The sequence below is a fragment of the Oscillochloris sp. ZM17-4 genome, assembly GCF_019599295.1.
GTDB lineage: Bacteria > Chloroflexota > Chloroflexia > Chloroflexales > Chloroflexaceae > Oscillochloris.
The window spans coordinates 18,620-35,819 of record NZ_JAIEWN010000025.1 but is presented as its reverse complement, the minus strand read 5'-3'; the positions used below and the strand labels follow the sequence as shown (position 1 = coordinate 35,819).

15 protein-coding genes, 1 tRNA gene and 1 pseudogene are annotated in these 17,200 nt (G+C 68.6%); 7 read left to right on the top strand and 10 right to left on the bottom strand.

The window, feature by feature from the left end; all coding sequences use genetic code 11:
* From K2Z83_RS17550 to K2Z83_RS17540, 3 genes and pseudogenes are all read right to left on the bottom strand, one after another.
* A pseudogene (locus K2Z83_RS17550) lies at positions 1 to 502 on the bottom strand (electron transfer flavoprotein subunit beta/FixA family protein); the annotation flags it as partial.
* A gap of 256 nt (positions 503 to 758) precedes the next feature.
* Positions 759 to 2,009, bottom strand: coding sequence for an acyl-CoA dehydrogenase family protein (locus K2Z83_RS17545; protein ID WP_220596489.1), 1,251 nt, complete (start codon positions 2,007 to 2,009; stop codon positions 759 to 761).
* A 196-nt stretch (positions 2,010 to 2,205) separates the two neighbouring features.
* Positions 2,206 to 2,637 (bottom strand): GNAT family N-acetyltransferase, encoded by a 432-nt coding sequence (locus K2Z83_RS17540; protein ID WP_220596488.1) that lies wholly within the window; start codon positions 2,635 to 2,637, stop codon positions 2,206 to 2,208.
* Positions 2,638 to 2,785: 148 nt separating this feature from the next.
* On the opposite strand from K2Z83_RS17540, the gene K2Z83_RS17535 reads away from it, so the two are divergent.
* Complete coding sequence (locus K2Z83_RS17535; protein ID WP_220596487.1) at positions 2,786 to 4,021, top strand: DUF445 domain-containing protein; 1,236 nt, start codon at positions 2,786 to 2,788, stop codon at positions 4,019 to 4,021.
* Between the two features lie 80 nt (positions 4,022 to 4,101).
* Here K2Z83_RS17535 and K2Z83_RS17530 read toward each other — a convergent pair whose 3' ends face one another.
* Positions 4,102 to 4,257, bottom strand: a complete 156-nt coding sequence (locus K2Z83_RS17530; RefSeq protein WP_220596486.1) for a hypothetical protein — start codon at positions 4,255 to 4,257, stop codon at positions 4,102 to 4,104.
* A gap of 245 nt (positions 4,258 to 4,502) precedes the next feature.
* Here K2Z83_RS17530 and K2Z83_RS17525 point away from each other — a divergent pair, with 245 nt between their 5' ends.
* Positions 4,503 to 5,930 (top strand): glutamine synthetase family protein, encoded by a 1,428-nt coding sequence (locus K2Z83_RS17525; protein WP_220596485.1) that lies wholly within the window; start codon positions 4,503 to 4,505, stop codon positions 5,928 to 5,930.
* 201 nt (positions 5,931 to 6,131) lie between these two features.
* Here the strand turns inward: K2Z83_RS17525 and K2Z83_RS17520 are convergent, their stop codons facing one another.
* The 5 genes from K2Z83_RS17520 to K2Z83_RS17500 all read right to left on the bottom strand — a co-directional run bounded on the left by K2Z83_RS17520 (position 6,132) and on the right by K2Z83_RS17500 (position 11,635).
* Complete coding sequence (locus K2Z83_RS17520; protein WP_255604161.1) at positions 6,132 to 7,445, bottom strand: biotin/lipoyl-binding protein; 1,314 nt, start codon at positions 7,443 to 7,445, stop codon at positions 6,132 to 6,134.
* A gap of 124 nt (positions 7,446 to 7,569) precedes the next feature.
* Complete coding sequence (locus tag K2Z83_RS17515; protein ID WP_220596484.1) at positions 7,570 to 8,253, bottom strand: ABC transporter ATP-binding protein; 684 nt, start codon at positions 8,251 to 8,253, stop codon at positions 7,570 to 7,572.
* Positions 8,254 to 8,387: 134 nt separating this feature from the next.
* Positions 8,388 to 9,611 (bottom strand): FtsX-like permease family protein, encoded by a 1,224-nt coding sequence (locus tag K2Z83_RS17510; protein WP_220596483.1) that lies wholly within the window; start codon positions 9,609 to 9,611, stop codon positions 8,388 to 8,390.
* A gap of 99 nt (positions 9,612 to 9,710) precedes the next feature.
* Positions 9,711 to 10,940, bottom strand: a complete 1,230-nt coding sequence (locus K2Z83_RS17505; protein WP_220596482.1) for an FtsX-like permease family protein — start codon at positions 10,938 to 10,940, stop codon at positions 9,711 to 9,713.
* Entirely contained in the window at positions 10,937 to 11,635 is a 699-nt protein-coding gene (locus tag K2Z83_RS17500; protein ID WP_220596481.1) for a TetR/AcrR family transcriptional regulator, read from the bottom strand. Before K2Z83_RS17500 ends, K2Z83_RS17505 begins: the two co-directional genes overlap by 4 nt.
* Positions 11,636 to 11,745: 110 nt before the next feature.
* On the opposite strand from K2Z83_RS17500, the gene K2Z83_RS17495 reads away from it, so the two are divergent.
* From K2Z83_RS17495 to K2Z83_RS17480, 5 genes are all read left to right on the top strand, one after another.
* Complete coding sequence (locus K2Z83_RS17495; protein ID WP_220596480.1) at positions 11,746 to 12,384, top strand: LuxR C-terminal-related transcriptional regulator; 639 nt, start codon at positions 11,746 to 11,748, stop codon at positions 12,382 to 12,384.
* 76 nt (positions 12,385 to 12,460) lie between these two features.
* A tRNA-Arg gene (locus K2Z83_RS17490) sits at positions 12,461 to 12,536 on the top strand.
* Positions 12,537 to 13,030: 494 nt separating this feature from the next.
* Positions 13,031 to 14,053, top strand: coding sequence for a magnesium transporter (locus K2Z83_RS17485; protein WP_220596479.1), 1,023 nt, complete (start codon positions 13,031 to 13,033; stop codon positions 14,051 to 14,053).
* 300 nt (positions 14,054 to 14,353) lie between these two features.
* Positions 14,354 to 14,488 (top strand): hypothetical protein, encoded by a 135-nt coding sequence (locus K2Z83_RS29155; RefSeq protein ID WP_255604157.1) that lies wholly within the window; start codon positions 14,354 to 14,356, stop codon positions 14,486 to 14,488.
* Positions 14,489 to 15,101: 613 nt separating this feature from the next.
* A complete protein-coding gene (locus tag K2Z83_RS17480) occupies positions 15,102 to 15,815 on the top strand; it encodes a hypothetical protein (RefSeq protein WP_220596478.1) in 714 nt (237 codons plus the stop codon).
* Positions 15,816 to 15,862: 47 nt separating this feature from the next.
* Here K2Z83_RS17480 and K2Z83_RS17475 read toward each other — a convergent pair whose 3' ends face one another.
* Positions 15,863 to 17,068 carry a sugar MFS transporter gene (locus K2Z83_RS17475; RefSeq protein ID WP_220596477.1) on the bottom strand — a complete coding sequence of 402 codons (1,206 nt, stop codon included), beginning with the start codon at positions 17,066 to 17,068 and terminating at the stop codon, positions 15,863 to 15,865.
* Positions 17,069 to 17,200 lie beyond the last annotated feature (132 nt).

Genomic DNA, 17,200 nt, shown 5'->3' with positions numbered 1-17,200 from the left:
TCTCGATCACTGTCTCCAGGTTGCGCTCGGCCACGATCGTCTTCGCGGCGGGGTTCACATCCTGGATCTTGCCGACGTAGGTGATCTGGGGCCAGCCGAGGTTGCGGGCCAGGGCAGGGGCGAAGGCTCCGCTCTCGTCGTCGGTGCTGTTGCGCCCGGTGAGCACGAGATCCACATCGCCGAGCTTGCGGATGGCGGCGGCCACCGCGCGGGCGGCGCCGAGGGTGTCCACGCCGTCAAAGGCCGGGTCGCTCAGCAGGAGCGAGTCGGTCGCGCCCATGGCCAGGGCGCGGCGGATCTGCTCGGTCCACTCGGGGCTGCCCAGCGAGAGGATGGTCAGCTTGCCGCCATGCTTCTCGTTCCAGGCGATGCCCTCCTCGACGGCGTACTCATCGAACAGGTTGATGATCTTCTCGATGCCGTCGGCGTTAATGCTCAGATCTGCGTTCAGCTTCACTGAGTTGTCGCGGGGAACCTGCTTCATACACACGACGATGTGCATTCTGATCTCCTTCTGATGCACTATTATAACGCGGTGCATTTTACCATACGTCGGGCGATTTCCAGGACGCTCGGCATTGCAGATTGCAGATTGCAGATTGGCACTACCGCAGAAGGAACGCTGTGAAGCGTCCTGTCATTCTGAGCGAAGCGAAGAATCCCGACCGGGACCCTTCGCTTCGCTCAGGGCGACAGCGTTACGTATGCTCTATTGCGCAGATTGTAATCTGCAATCTGCAATCTGCAATCTGCAATTATCAGGCCTCCCACTCCTCAGGGTCGTAGGCGGGCAGCTCGCGGCGCAGCGGCGGGTTGATCCGCTTGCCGAGGGCGAAGTCGGCCTGGAGCAGCTCCTGCAGCTCGCGGGTGCCCTCGTAGATGATCGCGCCGCGGGCGTTGCGCAGGTAGCGCTCGACGGGGTACTCGTCGGAGTAGCCGTAGGCCCCGTGGATCTGGATGGCGTCGTCGGCCGACTCGAAGCTGCTCACCGTCGCGTGCCACTTGGCCAGGGTGGTCTCGCGGGTGTTGCGCAGTCCCTGGTTCTTCATCCAGCCGGCGCGGTAGACCAGCAGCCGCGAGGTGTCGAGCTTGCGCACCATGTGGCTGATCATGCGCTTGACGAGCTGGTGGTCGGCGATCGGGACGCCGAAGGTGTGGCGCTCCTGGGCGTACTTCAGGCTGGCGTCGAGGCTGGCCTGGATGAGGCCGGTGGCCCCGGCGGCCACGGTGTAGCGGCCGTTGTCGAGGGCGGCCATCGCGATCTTAAAGCCCTCGCCCTCCTCGCCGAGCCGGTTGGCGGCGGGCACGCGCACGTCCTGCATCACCAGGCCGCCGGTGTTGCCGGCGCGCACGCCGAGCTTGCCATGCAGCGGGTAGCTGCTGAGGCCGGCCATGCTGCGCTCAATGATGAAGGCCGAGATCCCACGTGAGCCCTTGTCGGGGTCGGTCTTGGCGATCACCAGGAAGGTGTCGGCGATGTCGGCCAGGCTGATCCAGATCTTCTCGCCGTTGAGGATGTAGTCGTCCCCGTCGCGGCGGGCGGTACTCTCCATCGCCACGGCGTCGGTGCCCGAGTTGGGCTCGGTGAGGCCGTAGCCCGCCAGCAGCTCGCCCTTGGCCTGGGGCACCAGGTAGCGCTGCTTCTGCTCCTCGCTGCCCCACTGAAAGATCGAGAGCGAACTGAGCCCGGTGTGGACGCTCATCACCACCCGCAGGGAGCTGTCGACGCGCTCAAGCTCCTCGCAGACGATGGCGAGGGCCAGGTAGTCCATGCCGGCGCCGCCGTACTTCTGGGGCAGGCAGATGCCGAGCAGGCCCAGCTCGCCCATGCGCTTGAGGATGGGCCGAATGTGCTCGCGCGTCTCCGGCCCCTCGCCGTGCTCGGCGCCGCTGCGGTCCCAGGCCCGAATGTGTGGCGCGACCTCCTGCTCGGCGAAGTCGCGGACGGTGCGGCGCAGGAGCTCGTGCTCCTCGCCGAGAAACATGCCGTATCCGGCGGTGAAGTCCATAACGTGAATACTCCTTTGTACCCCTAGATCACTGAGCGGAATGATTGTGCGCTGAGCCACTGAGCGGCACACACTGACGGCGCAATGTGGGGCAAGCTCTACGCTGCGACTGCACGCGACACCGGCTATTATAGCGCGTTGTAGGGGGATATCGGCTGTGGCCATGAGCGGCTCAGTGCCTCAGTGCCTCAGTGCCTCAATGCTCCAGCTGGCGGGACATGGCCAGGCACCAGAGCCGATAGCCGAGCGCGTGGTAAAATGCGTGGGCCTCGGTGTTGCGCCAGGCGGTGATCAGGGTGAGCCGGGTGGCCCCGGCGGCTGCGGCCACGCCCTCGATGTGGCGCACCAGCGCGCGCCCTACGCCGGCCTTACGCTGGCCCGCCTCCACAAACAGCTCGGTCAGCTCGGCCGAGGGCGCGGGGTCGCACAGGCTAGGCAGCAGGCGCAGGCATGCCATGCCGGCCACCTGCCCATCGACCTCGGCCAGGTAGCCCCGCTCGACCGCGGAGTAACTGGCGATGTGGGCGGCGATGTGGGCGGGCGTGGCCCGCAGGTCGTCGTGGGCGGCGTTGAGCCGGGCGATGGCCTCGGCGTCCTCGGGCGTCGCCTCGCGGATGGTGATGGACATGGGGGACCTCCGTGGGATGTGAAAGACAAGGGTACAGGGTTCAGGGTATAGAGCAAACAGTACACCATGCACCAGAGTAGGTGTGGCAAGCGTCTACGTAGTTGGTGCTGGCAATCTGCAATCTACAATCTGCAATCTGCAATAATCTATGAATGACACCCAACGTGCGACGGAGCTGCGCAAGATGCAGCGCTTGGCCACCGGGCTGCTGGTAGGTGTGACGATCTTGTTCGTGATCACGAGCGCCCTGCTGGGCCAGGCGCCATGGCTGGGCTTCGTGCGGGCCTTCGCCGAGGCGGCCATGATCGGCGCGATCGCCGACTGGTTCGCGGTGACGGCCCTGTTCCGCCACCCGCTCGGCATCCCCATCCCGCACACGGCGATCATCCCGGCCAAGAAGGAGCGGATCGCGGTGGCCTTCGGCGGCTTCGTGGAGCGCAACTTCCTCGACCCGGAAAAGATCGCCGAGCGGCTGCGCCGCCAGGATGTGGCCGGCCGGCTGGCCCGCTCGATGCGCCAGCCGGCGCGGGCCAACCAGGTGGCCGACTTTATCGCCGAGGCCCTGGGCGGCCTGCTGCGCGTGGTCAACGATGAGGACGTGGGCCAGCTGATGGCCCGCGGCCTCTCCGACCAGCTGGTGGCGGTGCAGGCCACGCCGATGATCGGCAAGCTGCTGGGGGCGGCGACAGGCGACCAGCGCCACCGCGAGATCCTGGTGCAGGTCGTGGCGGTGGCCACCGAGTGGATCGAGGCCAACCAGATGATCATCCGCCAGCGCATCGCCGGCGAGCTGCCGCGCTGGCTGCCGTCGATCGTCGACCAGAAGATCTACGAGAAGCTGCTCGACGCGGCCCGCCGCACCCTGGCCGAGCTGTACGATAACCCCGAGCACCCGCTGTACGGCCAGTTTACCGCCGCGATGGACAACTGGATCGACAACCTCCAGCACGACCCGCAGGTGCGCGCGCGTGGCGAGGCGATCAAGGCCGAGATCCTGGCCCAGCCGGTGCTGCGCGAGGTGGCGTCGGCGGTCTGGAGCGACCTGAAGACCGCGCTGATGGCCCAGAGCACCGAGGTCGACTCGCCGCTGCGCCGCTCGATCGCCGATGGCCTGACCCGCCTGGGCGACGCGCTGGAGCGCGAGGCGGAGTGGCGCGAGAAGGTGGACGTATGGGCCGAGGGGCTGGCCCGCTTTGTGGTGACACGCTACGGCCACGCAGTGGGCGATTTCATCACCCACACGGTGAACGGATGGGACGCGGTGGACACCTCGCGCAAGATCGAGGTGCAGTTCGGGCGCGACCTGCAGTTCATCAGGATCAATGGCACGGTGGTGGGCGGCCTGGCCGGCCTAGTCATCTACGCGGTGTCGCACCTGTTCTAGCCCCCCTCGGCTAGATGGACGGCCGAGGCCCGACCACGGCTCACCGTGGTCGGGCCTCGGCTGTCGGTCGCCGCTAGGGCCTAGCGCACTCGCAGGATAGCCATGGCGGCGAGCCAGAGCAGCTGCCATGTTCGGGCCGGCCGCGTGTCGGAATGGGCCCAGTGATACCGCTGGACGGCCTCGGCGACGCGCTCCTCGTACAGCACGCGCGAGGCAAGTGAGGAGAAGGGATCCATGAATCCCTCCTTTCGTGTGTGTTCACAGGGGTATTGTGAATTTGGACACAGATACGTCGTGCCCGGCTTGCACTCTAGCACCGAGCTACGGGCCTGGGTAGAGCCCTGCGACCGATCTCTGTCGGCCGCAGGGCGGAGGGCGCAGCGCCAGCAAAAACAGGAGCGCCGCATGGTGGTACAATCGCGTCACAAGCGCCGCCCCCGGACGAGGCGGGCGGCCCTAGCTTATGGAGGCGAGAGAGGATATGTCCGCACCGCTCCGCGACTTTCTAGAGATCCCCTACGACCAGCTAGAAGAGCTCAACCTTCAGGTGAAGGAGCAGCGCCGCGCCCGCGTGCCGGCCGAGCAGCTGCGCGAGGAGCGCATGGCCTACCTCGCCGGCGAGAAGCGCATCAAGGCGGTCACGGTCTGCTTCACCGACCTTGAGGGCCGCCTGCACATGCTCGACTACGACAAGAAGTTCCTGCTCAAGTCGGACGACAACCTCACCTTTGACGGATCCTCGATCCGTGGCTTCTCGGCGCAGGTCGAGTCTGACCTGCGCCTGAGCATCGACTGGGCGGCCTTCTACTGGCTGCCGGCCGATGTCTTCGGCCCGGGCAAGGTGCTGGTCTTCGGCGAGGTGCGCCAGCGCGACGGCTCGCCCTACCCGGGCGATATGCGCTCGCGCCTGAAGGCCTTCCTTGAGGATCTCTACGCCCGCGAGGGGCTGACGGTCAACCTAGCCAACGAGATCGAGGGCTTCATCTTCCAGGGCCGCAACGCCGAGCAGCGCTACCGCGAGCTGGGCGAGTTCAAGATGATCAGCACCTCGGGCTACTACCACTCGCTGCCCGGCGACCCGCTGCGCACCTTCATCGACATGGCGGCCGAGGTGCAGCGCGCCATGGGCTTCTCGAACGAGAAGGATCACCCCGAGGTGGCGCCCTCGCAGTTCGAGATGAACTACGGCTACACCGAGGCCCTGATCGGCGCCGACCAGATCCTGCTCTACAAGCTGATCTGCCGCCAGGTGGCCAGCCGGCTAGACATGACCGCCTCCTTCCTGCCCAAGCCCGTCACCGGCGTGAACGGCAACGGCATGCACACCAACATCTCGATCTCGCGCGGGGGCACGAACCTGTTCCACGACGCCGCCGGCGAGGAGGGCCTCTCGGACTACGCCTGGAAGTTTGTGGACGGGGTGCTGCACCACGCCAAGGGCCTCTGCCTGCTGCTGAACGCCAGCGTGAACGCTTACCGCCGGCTCGACCCGCACTTCGAGGCGCCGAACCAGATCAAGGCCTCGCCGATCGACCGCGGCTCGATGGTGCGTATCCCGATCGGCAACGCCAACACCGCCCGCATTGAGGTGCGCTCGATCGCCCCCGACGCCCCCCCGCATATGGCGATCTACGCCATCCTCCACGCCGGCCTGAGCCCGGCCGAGACGGCGGCCGACATCCGCCAGGGCGCCGAGACCCTGCCCGACAATATCTACGACGCGATCAGCGACTTCCGGGCCAGCGCCCTGATGGCCGAGGTGCTTGGGGATGAGGTGCAGACGAAGTACGCCGACCTCAAGGAGGCCGTCGCCAACCGCTGCCCGCGCCTGCTAGGCACGCTGATCAAGCGCGCCGAGGTGCAGTTCCACCACGAGGTGACGAACCAGTCCCTCTGGAGCCGCTTCTAGATCACTGAGGCACTGAGCTCGTGAGGCACTGAGGTGCTGCGGCGCTGAGGCAATCATGCCTCAGCGCCGCAGCACCTCAGTGATTCCGCTCCTCTGGAGCCGCTTCTAGATCACTGAGGGGCTGAGGTCGTGAGGCGATCATGCCTCAGCGTCTCAGCGCCTCACCACATCAGTGATTCCGTGCCTCAGCGACTCTGTGCCTCAGTGATGCGGACTGACGCCGTCATATTCCAGCGTAGCCGCGGATCCTGCTGGTCGAGCGCGATCGTCACGGCGTAGACGATGTCGCCCTGCTTGCTCTCGCCGAGGGTCTGGATGTGGCTGACGGTGCCGGCCATGTCCAGGTCGGGGAGGGCGTCGAGGGTGATGCTGGCCCGGTCGCCCTCGCGGACGCGCGCGATGTTCCTGGGCCAGGTTGAGCGCGGCCTCGGCGCGCTGCACCTGGGCCTGGGCCACGCCGAGGTCGCCCTCGGTCGCGCCGGCCTTCACCAGGGCCAGGTTCGCCTCGGCCTGATCGACCATGGCCTGGGCGACGTCGAGCGCGCCGGTGCGCTGGTCGCCGCGCAGCCGATCAAGGGCGGCCTGGCTCGCGGCCACCTGGGCGCGGGCCGCCGCGACGAGGTCGGCCGTCGCCGGGGACACGAGCTTATCTAGGCGGGCCTGGGCGTCGCGCGCCTGGGCCTCGGCGGCGGCCACCCCGGACACCTCGGCCTCCTGGGCGCCGGTGAGCGCCACCTGGGCCTGGGCTAAGGCCTGCTCGGCGTTCTGGACGGCGCGCAGCGCGGCGGCCTCCTGGTCCTTCTGGGCCTGGGGCAGGTCGCCCGGCTGGCCCTCGGCCTTGCGGTTCTCCCAGTAGATGCGGCTGTAGGCATCCTGGGCGTCGCGCAGTGCGTTGGCGGCCTGCTCAAGCTGCGACTGGGCGCGTAGCTTGGTGGACGACAGGGCGTCGCGCTGGGTCTGGGCGGCGGCCTGGGCCTGGGCGAGCTGGGCCTGGGCCTGGCGCAGGTCGGCGTCGGCCGGCCCCTGCAGGAGCTGGGCCTGGGCGGCCTGGGCCTGGGCGAGTTGGGCCTGGGCGGCGGCGATGTCGCTGGCCGTCACGCCGCCCGTGGTCTGGCGGAGCTGGGCCTGGGCCTGGGCCACCGCCGCCTCGGCGGCGGCGATCTGCTCGGGGCTGGCCCCGGCCCGCTGCTGCTCGTAGGCCGCCCTGGCGGCCTGGAGCTCGGCCTGGGCCTGGGCCACCGCCGCCTCGGCGCGGGCGCGGGCGACCCGCAGCAGCGGCTGGCCGGCCTGCACCGCGTCGCCCTCGGCGACCAGCAGCTCGGCCACCACCCCGCCCACCGCCACGCTCAGCGCGGCGTGCTGGGCGGGCACCACCCGTGCCTCGGCGCGCAGCGAGCCGCCCACCGGCGGCAGGGCGGTGGCGGCCGGGGCGGCCGGGGTGGGCGCGGGGGCGGGCGTGTTCGCGCAGCCGCTGGCCAGGATCGCCAGGGCGATGATGATCAGGATTTTTTTCATGATTTCCAACCTGTAGGGGCGCAGCAGTCGCATGGAAGCCACCCGCACTTCAGAGCGGCTCCGGCAGATGGTTGGCCCCGTCTATCGGTAACAACAGGCGCGACTGCTGCGCCCCTACGCGACGTTATGCCACCCCGGCGTCGATGATGGCCCCATCCTGCATCTTCACCACCCGCCGGGCGTACGAGATCACGCGCGGGTCGTGGGTGGCGTACACGAAGGCGGTGCCGGTCTCTTTATTCAGGCGCTCCATGATCTCCATGGCCTGCTGGCCGTTGGCCGTGTCGAGGTTGGCGGTCGGCTCGTCGGCCAGCACCAGGACGGGGCGGGGGGCCAGGGCGCGGGCGATCGCCACGCGCTGCTGCTGCCCGCCGCTCAGCTGGTCGGGCCGGTGCTTGGCGCGATCCTCCAGGCCCACGGCGCGCAGCAGGCCCGTCACCCGCTCGCGGCGCTCGGCCGGCTTCACCCCGCTCAGCAGCAGCGGCAGCTCCACGTTCTCGTAGGCGGTGAGCACCGGCACCAGTGCGAAGAACTGGAACACGAAGCCGATACTGTCGCGGCGCAGGTCGGCGCGCTTGTTTGCGCTGAAGCGGGTCACATCCTGGCCCTTGATCATCACCGTGCCGCTGTCGGGCTTGTCAAGGCAGCCGATCAGCTGGAGCAGCGTTGTCTTGCCCGAGCCCGAGGGGCCGACCAGGGCGGTGAACTCGCCCTCGCCGATGCTCAGGCTGATGTCGTTGAGCGCGTGGGTCTCGACCGCGCCGACGTGGTAGACCTTCGTCACATGGGTGAGCTGGATGGCGTCCATTAGTACTTCCTTATCCTGTTGGGGCGCAGCAGCGGGCGCACATTGCTCCTGTGTCCGATTGGCATGTGGTGCCGCTGCTGCGCCCTTACGGGGCGGTGTCCCTGCCGCTGCTGCGCCCTTACGGGGCGGTGTCCCTAGCCCCGCAGGGCGGCGACAGGCTCCAGGTGGGCGGCGTACCAGGCCGGGTAGAGCGCCGAGAGCATCACGATCACCAGGGTGGCCAGCGAGATGCCGGCGAAGGTGCCGGGCACGAAGCGGGCGTGGATGGTGCTGCTCAGGGCGACGCCGCTGCCCGCCGCGCTGGCGATGTCGCCGATATAGATGCCCACATAGGTCAGATAGGCCACGCCGCCCAGGCCGAGGGCTAGGCCGACGCCGACGCCGACCAGGCCGAGGGTGGCCGCCTCCAGCAGCAGCATCTGGGTCAGGTGGCGGCCCTTCATGCCCAGCGCGGCCAGGATGCCCATCTCGCGGATGCGCTCGAAGACCGACATCAGCAGAGTGTTGGCGATGATCACGGCCACGATCAGGATGACGATCAGGTCGAGGATGTAGTAGAAGGCCAGCCCGGCCTCCATCGTCTGGAGGAAGGTCTGGTTCAGGTCTCGCCAGGTGAGCGTCTGCGTGCCGGGCGTCTGGAGCGCGGCGGCGACGCTGTCGGTGGCCTCCTGGCTGTCGAGCAGGATGATGATCGAGCTGGCCCGCCCGTCGGCGCGGGCGAAGGCCTGGGCCTTGGAGATCGGCATCAGCACGGTGCCCTCGTCGTAGGAGGGGATGCCGCTGCGGAACAGCCCGCGCACCGTGAAGATGCCCTCGTCGGCCTGGCCGTCCGAGTCGACAATCGTGAGGCTGACATCTCGGCCGACGCCGATGCCCAGGCTGTTGGCCAGGCGCTCGCCGATCAGGATGCCGCTGCGGTCATCGGCGGCCAGGAAGTCCCCGGCGACGACCGAGTCGCGGATGGGGGCGTAGAAGGCTGACGTCGTGTCGATCCCGCTGATCTGGAGGCCGACCGAGTCATTGACCGTAGCGATCAGCCCGCCGGCCCAGAGCACCGGGGCGGCCGCACGCACGCCGGGCAGGGCCGCCGCGCGGGCGGCGATCTGATCCGAGTCGCTGATCAGATCCTTCCACTGCAGGCTCATGTCGGCCACGTTGTAGGAGCTGGCCCGGATCTGGAGATGCCCGGTGTTCAGGCGGATGTTGTTCTGAACCGCCTCGTCCATCACCCCGGCGATATAGCCGTTCATCACGATCAGCAGGCCCAGCCCAAGGGCCACCGCCGTCATCGAGAGGATAGTGCGCCGGCGGTTGCGCCAGAGGTCGCGGTAGGCCAGCACCCAGAGCTTGCTTAACATAAGATTATCCCGTTATCGTGGTAGGGGCGCAGCAGCAGCGGATGTCTGGCTCCGTGGGAGTCGGGCCGGGGCTGCTGCGCCCTTACGTGAGGTACAGATCTACACATGGTGCAGCGCCGTCGCCGGCTCGCGGCGCGAGGCCTGCCAGGCCGGGAAGAGCGAGGCCAGCGAGGTGATCACCACCACCAGCACCCCGCGGCTGATCAGGTCGCCCAGGCTGATCGCCGGGTAGATCCGGTCGCCCATGAGGGCGCCGATCTCGCCCATGCCCGAGATATCGCCGAAGCCGATGCCGACCGAGCCGACCCAGGCGATCAGCAGGCCGCCCAGAGTGCAGCCGATCAGCGCGCCAACCACGCCGATTAGGGCGCCCTCCAGCATAAAGAGCCCCATGATCTGGCGGCCCTTCATGCCCAGCGCCGCCAGCACGCCCATCTCGCGGGTGCGCTCGAACGAGGCCATCAGCATCAGGTTGAGGATGCCGATGCCGGCGATCAGCAGGATGACGACCCCGAAGAAGGTGGTGGCGGCCAGCTTGGTCTGCATGGTCTGCTGGATCTCGGGCCGCAGGCTGCGCCAGGTGTCCACCTCGTAGCTGGGCAGATCGCCCTGGAGCGTGGCCATCAGGCTGTCCTCATTGCCGACCGTCTGCATGAAGACCACCGCCTCGGTGGCCTGGTCGCGCAGGTTATAGAGCGTCTGCGCGTCGCTGAGCGCCATAAAGACGACGCCCCGCTCGATCTCGGGCATGCCCAGGCTGTAGATGCCGACGATGGTCATGGTGTGCTGGCGCATGGCCTCGTTCTTGCGCCGGCCGATCAGGTTGACGGTGTCGCCCACCTGGACCTGGAGCGACTCGGCCATGGCCTTGCCGATCACCACCGCGTCGCGGTCATCGGGCAGCAGGAAGCGGCCCGCGACGATATTCTCGGCCTGGATGCTCAGCGGCGCCTCGACAGTCGGGTTGAGCGCGGTGATCGCCACGCGCAGCGTGTTGCCACCGTTGCTGACGATCCCGGCGGTGTTGATCCGCTCGGATGCGGCCAGCACCTCGGGCTGGGCCTTGACGATCTCGATCACCGTGTCGGCGCTCGCCAGGGGCAGCAGCGGGTAGCGGGTGGCCTTCTCGCGGAAGCCCGGCGCGTGGACCTGCAGGTTGCCGCCGTAGAGGCGCACGGCGTTGCCGAAGATCGCCTGGTCGGAGCCCTTGATCAGCCCATCGAAGAAGAGCAGCAGGATCACGCCCAGGATGATCGCCACCAGGGCGATCGCCGTGCGTCGCCAGTTGCGCCACATGTTGCGCCAGGCGAGCTTGAGAGATTGGGTCATTGCACACCTCCAGCCACGAACCACTCGCGGGTTGTCTCGGGGTCGATCAGATGGAGCGAGCCTGGCCGCGCGCCGAGCACGCGCTCCAGCGCATCGTTGTAGGCTGCGACCATGTGGTCGGCAACCTGGAGCGCATCGATCTGCGGATTGGGGGTTAGCAGCATCTTGGCGAAGGCGTCGCCCATGCCCACCAGCATCGTCAGGGCGATCTCGCCGGCTTTATCGGGGAAGGGCGTGCTCAGTTCGCCCTCGGCCACACCCTGGGCGATCAACCCGCTGAGCAGTGGTGCGATCTGTCGCACCATCGACTCGGTCACCCGCAGGCGGATCACCGCATTCTCGTCAGCGTACCAGCCGCGTAGTAGCGAGAGGATGTTGGATTTTTGGGCCACCTTCCAGCGCCCGGCGCTGTCGAAGAAGCGCTGCAGCCGGGCGACGGTGCTCAACCCGCGCTCCGCCATCACCTGCTCGAAGATCTTGTCGCCCTGCGTCTGGAGCCGCTCAAGGATGCCTTCGAGCAGATCCTGCTTCGAGTCGAAGTAGTGGTAGAAGGCCCCCTTCGAGATCTTCAACTCGTCGATGATGTCCTTGATCGTGATCTGCTCGTAGCCCTTGCTGTACATGAGCCGCCAGGTCACATCGAGGATCTCGGCGCGCTTGATGGCATACTCCTGCGCGTTGACTTTCCGTGCCATGGCGCCGCCTTATCCCGTCGTACAATAATAAACCGACCGTCGGTTTATTATTGTACGACGATCTGGCCAGATGTCAAGACAGCGCTGTCGCGCGGGTGTGACGGAACGTCTTGCCGGGGTGCCTTGGCGGGCGGCTGCTGAGCTACCTTGAGGAGATCGACTACCTGGCCCTGGCCCAGCTGCGCCTGGCCCAGGGCCGCCCCGCCGATGCCCGTCACCTGCTCGGACGCCTGCGCGCCCTGGCCGAGTCCGAGGGCCGCCGCGGCTCGCTGATCGAGATCGATGCCCTGGGCGCCCTGGCCGCCGCCGCGGCCGGCGACCAGCCCGCGGCCCGCGCGGCCCTGCTGCGGGCGCTCGCCACGGCCGAGCCCGAGGGCTACCTGCGCAGCTTCGCCGATCTGGGCGCGCCCATGCGCGCCATCCTCACGGACTGCCGGCTCTCCCTCGCCCCCCGCGCCGACGCGCCCTCCCGGCGCGCCCTGGCCTACGTCGACCGCATCCTCGCCGCCTTCCCGGCCGCCCCGCCCGCGCCCGCGCCCGCCGAGGCCCTGTTCGAGCCGCTCACCGCGCGCGAGCTGGAGGTGCTGGCCCTGGTGGCCGCCGGCCTCTCGAACCAGGATATCGCCGACCGCCTGATCGTCGGGCTCAGCACGGTGAAGAAGCACATCAACAATATCTATGGCAAGCTCGATGTGCTCAGCCGCACCCAGGCCCTCAAGCGGGCCCGCGAGCTCGGGCTGATCGTGTAGCGGCGGGCCGCCTCGATGCAGGATTCCCGATCGCGGTTGCGCAGCCGCAGGCCATATGGTAGACTTTGCGCCGGACGCCGACGTAGCTCAGGGGATAGAGCAAGCGTTTCCTAAACGCTAGGTCGGGGGTTCGAGACCCTCCGTCGGCGCCATACACACGCCCCCCGGCCCAATATGGCCGGGGGGCGTCTTGCGGTAGTCGCTCCTCGACGTGGCGATCTCCGGGATACGGTGATACGGTGCGCCCGCCTTGACAGGCCACCTCAAGCGGATCTATACTTCCTGTGGGCCGGCGGGCCGGCCCGCTTTTTTACGCGCCTGTGGCGCGGCCGCTCGGGCGGCCGAGTGTTGGATCTCCGGCAGCGACGCCGGCCAGCGAGCCCGTGGCGCTTACCCAGAAGGCATATGGAAGTTAGTCATCAACAGAGCTACCGTGGCCCGATGCGCCGTCCAATGTGCGGCTGCCCTGGCACGGGTGTGATCCTGCTGCGCTAACGGCCGCCCCCCACCGGGCGCGCCCGCCGCGCCCCGATCCCCCCGCCCCGGCAGACGCCGGGGTGTTTTGTTTGCCCCTCGAACGATGCACGGGTCGCTCCGCGCCGCCTGTGGCCCCGCCGCCACGGCCGGCACCTCGCTGGAGGGACTCATGATCGCATTTCGCACCCCCGCCGCGGGCGTCGCCCTGCGCGCCCTGGATGTACGCCCTGCCGACGCCGACGGCCTGATCTACGCGCCCGCCCTGAGCTTCCCGCGCCACGCCACCGCGCAGCAGGTGATCGACACCCTGCGCCACGTGCGGCCCGACGCCTCCAGCTCGTCCTACCTCTTCGTCACCGGCGAGGCCGGGCGCCTGATCGGCGCGCTCAGCCTGCACCAGCTGGTGGTGGCCGCGCCCGATGTCCGCGTCGAGCAGCTCATGAGCCCAAGCCTGATCACCCTGCCCGAGGACCTCCCCGCCGAGGAGCAGGCCCACATCCTCAGCAACTCGGGCCTCGACGCACTGCCCGTCGTCGATGCCTATGGCCGCCTTGTCGGCGCCCGCGACGCCGGCGACCTGCTCGACGCCGTCGAGGAGGAGGCCACCGAGGATATGTACCGCCTCGCCGGCGTCCATAAGGACGAGGAGGTCTCGCGGCCCCTCGGCCTCGCCGCCCGCGACCGGGTCTTCTGGCTGATCATCAACCTCGGCACCGCCTTCCTGGCCGCCTCGGTGGTCAGCAGCTTCCAGAGCGTGATCGCCCAGGCCGCCGTGCTGGCCGCCTTCATGCCGGTGGTGGCCGGCCAGGGCGGCAACGCCGGCACGCAGACCCTCACCTTCATCGTGCGATCCCTGGCCCTCGGCGACCTGCGATTCGCCAACGCCCGCCAGATCCTGCTGCGCGAGCTGGCGATCGGCCTCTGCAACGGCGTCTGCATCGGCCTGCTCGTCGGCCTCCTCGGCTGGCTCTGGAAGGGCATCCCCGCCCTCGGCGTCGTCGTCGGCGTGGCCATGCTCGGCAACCTGATCCTGGCCTCGCTGGCCGGGGTGATCGTGCCCCTGGCCCTCAAGGCCCTGCGGATCGACCCGGCCCTCGCCTCCTCGATCTTCGTCACCACCGTCACCGATGTCTGCGGCTTCTTCTTCTTCCTCAGCCTGGGCATGCTCGCCCTGCAGATGGGGTATCTGTAAGGTAATGTGGAATGTGGAATGTGGAATGTGGAATGCCACAATTCAGCATTCCACATTCCACATTCCACATTTAGACCGATGCCCTGCCCTGACGCGCCGTGTTATGATCGCTGTGACATTACTCGTCACACGCAGGTCTGTATGCTATTCGACAGGGACAGCCGAAACGTTGCGCTTGGTTAGCCACGCGGGCCGAGGGAAGATCGGCGTGCGCGGGGTCTGGCCACACAGACCGGCAGTACCTCTCATGGTCCCAGCCTCCCCGCACACGGGAGGCTGTTTTCGTGAAAGGGTCTCTGTATGTTCCGCATGATCGCCACATCGTTCGCCGCCCTCATCCGCACCCTGCGCGGCGCTATCGCGCTGCACCCCGCCGTCCTCAGCTTCAGCCCCCCCGATGATCGCCCCGGCTATCAGGTTGAGCGGGCCTACTGAGCCTGCGCTCACCGCGGCGTCATTCCTCTGATATCACTCCCGCGCTAAGATCAGCCTGAGGTCGTAGCTGATCTAGGGCACAACATCCATGCCCCAGACGCAATACCGCAGAAGTCACGCTGTCACCCTGAGTCGCCCGGCCATAAACGGCCGGGCTGAGTCTACGAAGGCCGCTGAAGCGGCCTGTCCGAGGCCGCTTCAGCGGCCTTCGTAGACTCAGCCGGGGGCTTCAGCCCATGTGCATGAGGTTAACTGAAACCGGATTGACCGCCCGCCGCCCCGTTTCGGCCCGCCGGGGCGGCCCATCCCCGCCGGATGCATCGTAGGGCCGAAGCATTCGCACCCCATGCATGTGCAACACGCAGATCCATCCGGTGCGAATGCTTCGGCCCTACCTATGCCGGGGGCGGCCATCTCCTCCGCGGGAGGTTCATCGGTATCATGTGGCAGCGGAAGATGGAGCCTCCTTGCGCTACACGAAAACCGTTAACCGAATGCACATGGGGCTTCAGCCCCCGGCGAGCGTCGCCGCACAGCGTGACTTCTGCGGTATTGCCCCCAGACGTTTCTTCTGTGGTTGTGTGTCTTGTGCCCTTTGTACCGGGAGGAATCTATGAGCCGTCACCTTCTGCGCCTGCTGTTGCCAGCACTGCTGATCGTATGTGTCGTCGGGCTCGCGCCGCGCGCCCAGGCCCAGTCTAGCCGACAGATCTGGTCGCGGGTGGGCGGGGTCGATCCGGATGTCACGCTGGAGAGCGTGTTTATGGTTGACGCCGCGCACGCCTGGGCGGTCGGCCACGATCGGCAGGCGACGGCGGGCTACGCGTACCGGCTCGCCCTGATCGATGGCCGCTGGCAGATCGATCTGGCCGGCAGCTTCGCCCAGCCGCTCTACGCGGTGGCGGCCCTGGGGATCGACAGCGCCTGGGCCGTGGGCGCCAACGGCCTGATCGTGCGCTACGACTCGACGGGCTGGAGCCAGGCCGAGAGCCCTGCGCCCAGCGCGAACCTGCGCGCCATCCAGATGCTGGGCGACGGCAGCGAGGGCTGGGCGCTGGGCGAGCAGCCCCGGCGCGGCCCGAGCACGCCGGTGGCCCTGCGCTACAGCGGCGGGCGCTGGGCCAGCGCCAGCATCGAGAGCGGCCCTGGCGGCGACACGGTCGCCAGCCTACACCTGGGCGGCGGCGGCGGCTACGCCGTGGGCAGCAGCATCTGGCAGCTGCGCGACGGGGCCTGGCGCCTGGAGCCGAAGCCGGCCCTCTGCGGCGAGGTGCTGCTCGGCCTGCTCGGCAGCGAGGTGCTGCGCGGGAGGGGCTGGCTCCGCTAGGAGAGGGGGAGGCAGGGAGGGCTTTGCCCTCCCCCTCCCTGCGCGGGCTACGCGGCGGGCTGCCGCAGCACGCTGAGCGCGGCGTAGCAGGCCAGGTAGAGCGTGGCGGCGATGACGATGCCCAGGCCGACGAGGCCGACCCCGCCGAGGCCGACGGCCTGGCCGATCAGCCAGGGGATGAGCGCGCCGCCGGCGGTGGCCGCCGCGATCTCCATGCCGATCGCGTTGTCGGCGTGGGCCCGGCCGACCCGCCCGGCGGTGGTGGCGATCAGCAGCGGGAAGATCGGGGCCAGGGAGAGGCCCATCAGCAGCAGGCCGGCCACGTCGGCGAGGTAGCCCGCGCCGAGCGCGATCAGCAGGGCGCCGAGCAGCGCCCCGGCAGCGCCGGCCCAGAGCATGGCCCTCGGGGCGACCCGCCCGGCCACGAAGCCCATCAGGACGCGCCCGAGGGTCAGGCTGCCCCAGTAGAGGCTGACCCACTGGCCGGCCAGGATGGCGGGCACCCCCCGCCCGATGGTGAACAGGCTGAAGCTCCACTGGCCGACTGTCACCTCAAGCCCGGTGTAGATCGCGAAGGTCAGGATGCTCAGCCAGACGGCGGGCAGGCTGGCCGTGGCCCGCAGGCTGGTGTGGCGGGCGGCCTCGCCGGGGACGGCGGCCGGCGCGATCGCCCCGTCCTCCCAGCGCTTTCGGGTGAGCGCGAAGACGGCGGCCAGGGCCAGCTGCCCGCCGCCGACCAGGGCGTAGCCGAGCTGCCAGGGCTGGCCGGTGGCGATCGTCGCCGTCATGATCGCCGGGCCGAGGGTGGCCCCGACCCCGAAGCAGGCGTGCAGCCAGTTGAGCACGCGCGGGCCGGTGTGGGCGGCGGCGTAGGCGTTCAGCCCGGCGTCGATCGCCCCGCCGCCCGCGCCCAGCGCCGCCGCGACGATCAGCAGCAGCCACCAGAGGGGCACCGTGGCGAAGCCGATCAGGCTCATCCCGGTAATGCTGGCGCAGACGGCCAGCAGCCGCCCGACGCCGAGGGCGGCCAGGATGCGCCCGCTGAGCACGCTGATCGTCAGGTAGCCCGCCGAGAAGGCGATCAGCAGGGTGCCCAGCGACTCCACGCCGACCCCGCGGGCCCGCGCGATCGAGGGCCAGGCCACGCCCAGCAGGCCGTCGGGCAGGCCCAGGCTGATGAAGCCGACGAACATCAGGCCGATCAGCAGGCGGCGGTCGCGGCCGCGACCAAGGCTCGTGTGTGTGGCGGACATTGGTGCCTTATAGCGCAGGGGGAGAGTCTACGGGAGGGTTCCCCTCCCCTGAACCCGCCCTATTCTACCGCACCGCCGCCATCGACACACGTCAAAAGACAACACCGCATAGGTAGGGCCGAAGCATTCGCA